General features: G+C 67.4%; 6 protein-coding genes and 1 tRNA gene. 4 read left to right on the forward strand and 3 right to left on the reverse strand.

Annotated features, from left to right (window positions below; genetic code table 11):
- Window positions 1-388 precede the first annotated feature (388 nt).
- Both FV223_RS16580 and FV223_RS16585 read left to right on the forward strand, forming a co-directional pair.
- Window positions 389-2,701, forward strand: a complete 2,313-nt coding sequence (locus tag FV223_RS16580) for an EAL domain-containing protein (RefSeq protein ID WP_147728067.1) — start codon at window positions 389-391, stop codon at window positions 2,699-2,701.
- Window positions 2,702-2,747: 46 nt separating this feature from the next.
- Window positions 2,748-2,963: a hypothetical protein gene (locus FV223_RS16585; RefSeq protein WP_147728068.1), complete on the forward strand. Its 216-nt coding sequence runs from the start codon at window positions 2,748-2,750 to the stop codon at window positions 2,961-2,963.
- A gap of 127 nt (window positions 2,964-3,090) precedes the next feature.
- On the opposite strand, the gene FV223_RS16590 is transcribed toward FV223_RS16585, so the two are convergent.
- Entirely contained in the window at window positions 3,091-3,348 is a 258-nt protein-coding gene (locus FV223_RS16590; RefSeq protein ID WP_147728069.1) for a hypothetical protein, read from the reverse strand.
- A gap of 171 nt (window positions 3,349-3,519) precedes the next feature.
- A tRNA-Glu gene (locus FV223_RS16595) sits at window positions 3,520-3,594 on the reverse strand.
- Window positions 3,595-3,722: 128 nt separating this feature from the next.
- Between FV223_RS16595 and FV223_RS16600 the strand changes: the two genes are divergently transcribed.
- Window positions 3,723-4,700, forward strand: coding sequence for an RluA family pseudouridine synthase (locus FV223_RS16600; RefSeq protein WP_147728071.1), 978 nt, complete (start codon window positions 3,723-3,725; stop codon window positions 4,698-4,700).
- A 243-nt stretch (window positions 4,701-4,943) separates the two neighbouring features.
- The gene (gene rpoH / locus FV223_RS16605; protein WP_147728070.1) at window positions 4,944-5,828 is read left to right on the forward strand and encodes an RNA polymerase sigma factor RpoH; all 885 of its coding nucleotides are present in this window, start codon (window positions 4,944-4,946) and stop codon (window positions 5,826-5,828) included.
- A gap of 90 nt (window positions 5,829-5,918) precedes the next feature.
- Here the strand turns inward: rpoH and FV223_RS16610 are convergent.
- The coding region (locus FV223_RS16610) for a histidine kinase (protein WP_210247513.1) at window positions 5,919-6,920 on the reverse strand (1,002 nt) is incomplete at its 5' end.

A 6,920-nucleotide genomic window follows, 5' to 3' on the forward strand; every position in this document is an offset into this window, starting at 1 on the left:
ATGCCGATCAGGAAAACGGATCCACCAACGCAGTGCCGGTTCGCTTGCTGCACAAGGCCTACGCGCTCGACGGGAGATATTACGATCGGGCATCGAAAGATTTTGGACGTCTTCGTTGCAGATGCACGCGAGCTTTGGTCCCTCCACCGACGACCTGAAAGACATCTCCGTGCGAGCCCTAGCGGAAGTCGAGCTCCTGATCCCACACGGCAAAACTCTGCTCGGTCCACACCCAAAGGCGCAACCATAAAAAGGCGCGAGTAAAGCCACCGCAGCCAGGTGCGATGGCCACCTCTGATCACCGGACACTTCCGACTCTGATATCACCAGTGAAGTCGACATGCATTAGATCGTGACTTGCGTTCGAGACTTCCACGACGAGCAGCTGTTGCTGTTGGCCGCAGTCGTATGCAGCGTCGGCATCTACGCCTCATCCGCCATCGCCGCTCATGCGGCGCGTTCGGAAGGCGTAGCTCGGCGCAAATGGGGCATCGTCAGTATCGTCGCCGCCGGCTGTACCGCGTGGGCGACCCACATGATCGCCCTGCTGGCCTATCGACCCGGCATGGCAGCCGGCTTCGAACCGATCCTGACGGCAGTTTCGCTGTTCCTCGTGATCGGGGGGATCGGCACCGGCGTCGGCCTCTCCATCGGCCAGCGCGCGCGTGCGCCCCGCTTCGTGGCAGGCGTCATTTTAGGTTCGGGCGTCACAGCCCTTCACTACGTCGGACAGGCGTCATATCGGGTGACGGGGCACGTCACCTGGGACTGGGGCTTCATCGCTCCATCTGTGCTCCTAAGCCTCGGTCTTTCCGGCCTCGCCCTGATCATGGCGGGTGAGCGCGATCGCTCCCGCCGACGTTTCGCCGGCCCCCTGCTGTTCGGTTCGATCGTGGTCCTGCATCTCGCCGGTATGACCGCGGTCACCATCGCCTACGACCCTCAGGTGGCATTGCCCGCCTCCGCCATCGCCCCGGAGATGATCGCCCCGATCATCGCGCTCGTCTCGTTCGGCCTGCTCAGCCTCGCCTTCTTCGGCTTGCGGTCCGCCTTGAATGCCCGGGCGCAGCTGCGCAGGGACAGCGCGCGTCTGCGGGAGCTGGCAAGCCTTTCGCTCGAAGGCCTCGCCGTATGCGACGGCGAAGTCGTGACGACGGCCAATCGTAGCCTTGAAGAGATGTCCGGCCTGACTCAGGCACAGTTGGTCGGGTGCAACGTGAAACGCCTGCTCCCCGGACTGGTGCTGGGCGACCTCCCGGAACACGAGGAACGCGAAGTCGAGCTCGTCGACGCCGCGGGTGGGCATGTCCCGGTCCGCGTCGTACGGAAAGACATCTCACTCGGCCACAAGCGCCAGACCGTGATCGCCTTCCGGGACCAACGGGAGCGCCTGCAATCGGAAGCACGGCTCCGGACGCTCGCCTTCACGGACACCGTGACTGGGTTGCCCAACCGGGCTCGCTTCGGCGACCTGCTGACCCACCATTCCGCGACCTTGCGGAACGGGGAAGGCGGCTTCGCCGTGCTGATGCTCGATCTCGATCGGTTCAAGTTTGTCAACGATACGCTCGGTCACGGTATGGGCGACGACCTCCTGCGCAAGGTCGCCGCACGGCTGCAAGCCGTCGTCGGCGAAACCAACATCGTGGCACGTCTCGGCGGGGACGAGTTCGCCATCCTGCTTCTGGGCTCCGTCGGCGTCGCGTCTGCGGAATCTCTGGCGGTTGCCCTCGTGGAGGCGATCGATCGACCCTTCCTGCTCGACGGGCAGCTAGTTCATGTCGGCGTCAGCATCGGTATCGCGATGGCTCCGCTGAACGGCAGCCAACCCGAGGAACTGCTCCGCAATGCCGATTTCGCCCTCTACAAGGTCAAGGGTGAGGGCAAGGGGTCTTTTTGCCTGTTCGAGCCGGCGCTTGCCGAACGCATGCAGGCGCGCATCCGTTTGGAAGCCGACATGCGCCGCGCCCTCGAGGTCGGCGAGTTCAAGGTCCACTACCAGCCGCTCGTCGATGCCGAGACGGGGGTAGTGACCGCAGCGGAAGCCCTGGTCCGCTGGCGTCACCCTGTACGCGGCCTCATTCCGCCGATCGAGTTCATCCCCCTGGCCGAGGAGACCGGCCTCATCCTGCACCTGGGTGCCTGGGTGCTGCGAACGGCTTGTACGCAGGCGTCGACGTGGTCCAGCTCGATCAAGGTGGCGGTCAATCTCTCGCCCGTTCAGTTCCGCGACGACCGTCTCGCGGAAACGGTCGCTGCGACCCTCGAGGCGACCGGGCTTGAGGCGGGCCGTCTCGAACTCGAAATCACGGAAGGCGTCATGCTCGACGACGAGGAACGGACCCTTTCGATGCTCACGAAGCTCAAGGCGCTTGGTGTCAGCCTCGCGATGGACGACTTCGGGACCGGGTATTCCTCATTCAGCTATCTGCGCCGCTTCCCGTTCTCGAAGATCAAGATCGATCGTTCCTTCGTTCGTCTCCTGCCTGAGGATACGGAGAGTGCGGCGATCGTCCGGGCCATCATCACCATGGGCGCGTGCCTGGGTATGACGACCACCGTCGAAGGTGTGGAGACGGCGGAACAGTACGCGTTCGTCGCCGAGGCCCAATGCAGCCAGGTTCAAGGCTATCACGTCAGCCGTCCGCTGCCCCATCTCGAGTTCCTGAGTTTCCTGACGGGCATGAAGGCCGCGGCTTGAGCAATCGCTGACGTTCGTCGCGCTGCTTACAGGATGAACCCGACATTTGCTTTTCATCGCGCATGACGTGTCCAACGCGGTGCAGACGACGCTGAACGCCCACAATCCGCGTGTCACGCCCGCACGCGTGGTGACGGGGCCGATCCTGCTCACCGGACTTGCGACGCGCACGACGTGCGGCGGCGCGATGAGGCTGCGGACCGGAACCTCGAAGTCGAAGAAAGGGCACACCTACTGCAGCTGCTCGACGCAGGTGCGTTAAGGTGCGACGGGCTGCCCCGGCCGCTCGATCCGAATGGTGACGTTCGACTCGCTCGTCACCGACCGCCTCGTAGCCGAACTGCTGCAGCCCAAGCGACTAGGGGCTACTTTGGCTTGTCTCTAGGCGCTCAGAGCTGAGCGTGCGGCGGATGTCGACGGCCGCGTGGCTGCGAAGCGAGCTCGCGATAGCGGAGAAGAAGCTGCGGCGGCTCTACCGGCTGGTTTAGATCGGTGAGGACGAGCCGGACGACCTCCTGAAGGAGCGGCTTTCGGCTGTGTGGGCGGAGCAGGAACTGACAAAAGCCGCGCTCGGCCGGATCCGTGATGCCGTTCCGGGTCCAGCAGATATCAGCCCCGAAGCGATCGAGCGCCTGATGCGCGAGCACGTGACGTCGGGCGAGATCCCGTTTCGAAAGGCGTGGATTCAGGCGATCGTCGACCGGGTGGAGGTCGGAGCGGACGTGATCCGCATCGTCGGCGACAAGGAAAGCCTAAAAACTGCCGTGACAGGAGCCGGTGGCACAGCCGTACCCGATGTTCGCAGTCCTATACGGAAGTGGCGCGCCCACGGGGAATCGAACCCCGGTCTGATCCGTGAGAGGGACCTGTCCTAACCGCTAGACGATGGGCGCGGTCGCTGCGGCTGATGAAGCTATCGGCCGGCGAGGCGTTCGTATAGCGACGGTACGGCGATGGAGCAAGACCCGGGCGGAGCCTTTTTCGCCGGGTCGTGAGGAGTGGCGTGTTGCAGGGTTTCGAGATCGAAGGCGAGCGGCAGGCGGTGATCGGGCCGGAGGCGGAGCGGGTGCGCCTCGACAGGGCGTTGGCGATCGCCTTTCCCGACGTGTCGCGGGCGCGGTTGCAGGATCTGGTCAAGGCGGGCCATGTCCGCCGCGACGGGGTGACGATCCTGGATTCGGCGGTGAAGGTCGGGCCGGGCACGGTGCTCGCGGTGGTGCTGCCCGAGGCGGTGTCGGCCGAGCCGCAGGCGGAGGCGGTCGACCTCGTCATCGCCTACGAGGACGCCGACCTCATCGTGATCGACAAGCCGGCGGGATTGGTGGTCCATCCGGCGCCCGGGCACGCGGCCGGCACCCTCGTCAACGCGCTGATCGGCCATTGCGGGGCGAGCCTGTCGGGGATCGGCGGCGTGCGCCGGCCCGGCATCGTCCACCGGCTCGACAAGGGCACGAGCGGGCTGATCGTCGTCGCCAAGAACGACGCCGCCCACAAGGGCCTCACCGCGCAGTTCGCCGACCACGGCCGCAACGGGCCGCTGGAGCGGGCCTACCTCGCCCTGGTCTGGGGCCTGCCCGAGCCGCGGGTCGGCACCATCGACGCCAACCTCGACCGCAGCCGCAAGAACCGCGAGAAGATCGCGGTGGTGCGCCCGGAGGAGGGCCGGCACGCGGTGACGCACTACGCGGTCGAGGCGGCCTACCCCGAGGCCGCCCTGGTCCGCTGCCGGCTCGAGACCGGGCGCACGCACCAGATTCGCGTGCACATGACCCATCGCGGGCATCCGCTCCTGGGGGACGCGGTCTACGGCGGCGCCTTCATCACCAAGGCGGCGCGGCTGTCGGAGACCGCGCAGGCCGCGCTGAAGGCCCTCGGGCGGCAGGCGCTGCACGCGGCGCTGCTCGGCTTCGCCCATCCGCGCACCGGCGAGCACCTCCGCTTCGAGAGCCCGCTCCCGCCGGAGATGACGCGGCTGGTGGCGGCGCTGGCGGAGCGCTGAGCCGCGTGGCCGCCGGGCCACGGTCAAGGACCAGCGTGTGAAACCGCACCGAGGCCCGCGACCGATCGTGACAGGTTCGACCTTCCGGAGGCGTGATGCGTTGAGGTCTATGTTCGCGTCGCGGACCCGCTACCGGCTCGGAGTTTTCCCCTCTACCATGGGGATTCGGAGAGCCGGCTTGAGAAGCGGTGCTCCGCACCAGAGTGTCCGCCCGCCAGGGGGACCATCGTCAAGGAGAATGCCATGGCCGGCGCATTGCCCGTGCTCGCCAACGAAGGTGGCCTGTCGCGCTACCTCGACGAGATCCGCAAGTTCCCGATGCTGGAGCCGACGGAAGAGTTCACGCTGGCCAAGAACTGGCGCGACGGCGGCGACCGCGAGGCGGCGCACCGCCTCGTCACCTCGCACCTGCGCCTCGTCGCCAAGATTGCCATGGGCTATCGCGGCTACGGCCTGCCGATCGGCGAGGTCGTGTCCGAGGGCAATGTCGGCCTGATGCAGGCGGTCAAGCGCTTCGATCCCGACAAGGGCTTCCGCCTCGCGACCTACGCGATGTGGTGGATCAAGGCGGCGATCCAGGAATACATCCTGCGCTCGTGGTCGCTCGTGAAGATGGGCACCACCGCCAACCAGAAGAAGCTGTTCTTCAACCTGCGCAAGGCCAAGGGCAAGATCTCGGCGCTCGAGGAGGGCGACCTCAAGCCGGATCAGGTGGCGCAGATCGCGACCCGGCTCGGCGTGCCGGAGCAGGACGTGATCGACATGAACCGCCGCCTGTCCGGCGACACCTCCCTCAATGCGCCCCTGCGCGAGGAGGGCGAGGGCGAGTGGCAGGATTGGCTCGTCGACAATGCGCCGAGCCAGGAGACGGTGCTGGCCGGCGAGCAGGAAGGCCAGAACCGGCTTTCGGCGCTGCGCGACGCGCTCTCGGTGCTCAACGCCCGCGAGCGTCGCATCTTCGAGGCGCGGCGCCTCGCCGACGATCCGATCACCCTGGAGGACCTCTCGGGCGAGTTCGGCGTCTCGCGCGAGCGCGTCCGCCAGATCGAGGTGCGGGCGTTCGAGAAGGTCCAGGAAGCGGTCAAACGCAACCTCGCGACGCGGGAATTGCCGCGCATGGGTGCGTGACGCCGAGACCAGCGTCGGCGACGACATCCGGGCATGTCCCCTCCCCTCGATACGGGGAGGGCGGCACGGCCTTCCGTCGAAGCGGTCAGCTCACTTCCACTGGTCGAACGCCTCCTGCACCACCTGCGTGCCGGCGCTGCCCTTCTCGAAATTGAGCACGGCGCGCTGCCCGCTGGCGTAGCGGATCGCGATGTCGAACCAGGGCTTGTGCAGCAGCAGGTCGGTATTGCGGTCGACGTCGCCGCGCAGCGACGACAGCCCGATCAGGAACAGGTTCTCCCGCACGCGGACCGGCAGGCCCGAGACCGGCGAACCGCGGGCGGCCTCGTCGTCCTTGGCCTGAAGCAGGCCGATATCCTGCACCGAGCGCTTCTCGCCGTCCGCGCCGGTGCCGGTGAAGACGAGATTGATGGTGTGCGAGGCCGGCAGGGTCTGGTCGAGGTTGCGCTGGATCGTCATCACCAGCGTCAGGCCGGCCTCCGGCACCGTCACCGTGGCGACGATCGCCGTCTCCAGGGGCTGGCCCTGCTCGCCGGGAACGGAATCGAGGCGCCAGACCACGCGGCCGGTCGTCGAGGTCGGCGCCGCGTTCTGGCCCGCGGTGTTCTCCTCGATCAGGACGGCGCGCTGCGCCACCGCGATCCCGGGTTGGCTCGGCGGGCTCGCGGGATTGCGCGACCCGGCCTGATCCGTCGCGACGGCCGGCGGCGACGCCTTCGGGGCGGGGTCGCCGCCGATCCGGTCCGAGAACTTCGTCTCGGCGCCCTCCGGCTGGGTTTCCGCCGTCTCGGCACCGCCGGAGGGCAGGTTCGCCGGCTTGTCGCGCAGCAGGAACGCCGCGACCGCGATCAGCCCGATCACCACCGTCAGGACGATGCCGACGAAGGCGTTGCGCAGCATCCGCGAGCGCCCGCCGCGCGGCGCCACCACGTCGATGCGCGGGCGCTGCCGCCCGTTCGCCGCATCGTTGGCGGCGATCGGATCGTCGACGGCCTCAGCCGGCTGGACCGCGGCAGGCTCCGGCTCGGGGATCGGATCCGCGCCCTTGGGCTTGCGCGCGGTGATCGGCACGGCGGCCTCGCGCGGCTCCTC

This window comes from Methylobacterium sp. WL116 (assembly GCF_008039455.1).
In the GTDB taxonomy this organism is placed as follows: Bacteria; Pseudomonadota; Alphaproteobacteria; order Rhizobiales; family Beijerinckiaceae; genus Methylobacterium.

Bases quoted from the DNA above. Each gene is read 5' to 3' on its own strand.
- rpoH (WP_147728070.1), top strand. From the start codon at position 4,944: ATGGCCGGCGCATTGCCCGTGCTCGCCAACGAAGGTGGCCTGTCGCGC.